Raw genomic sequence first — 243 nt, 5'->3', positions numbered from 1 at the left:
GGTATGCCTGCTGCGAAGTCTTAAGCTGCTCCACCCAAGCATCCGTATCGCACCGTTTTGCCAGCGGGATAGCTTTTTCCAGCGTGCTTTTCACGTCGCCCGCAACCGTAACGGCCGTCGCGACGTTTTTTCCGAGCTCCGCCGGGTCGATATCAACATGGACGATTCGGGCATTGGGAGCAAATTCCTTGGTGCGTCCCATCGTGATCCGGTCATCAAAGCGTGCGCCCAATCCGATCACAC

General features: G+C 57.2%; 1 pseudogene. It reads right to left on the bottom strand.

The annotated features are described in order from the left end of the window. A pseudogene (locus MXD62_RS09440) lies at window positions 1–243 on the bottom strand (acetolactate synthase large subunit); the annotation flags it as partial.

It is taken from the genome of Frankia sp. Mgl5 (assembly GCF_023242985.1).
Classification (GTDB): Bacteria; Actinomycetota; Actinomycetes; order Frankiales; family Frankiaceae; genus Parafrankia; species Parafrankia soli.
Note: the sequence above shows the minus strand (reverse complement) of the source record. Positions and strands in the feature narration are given on the sequence as shown.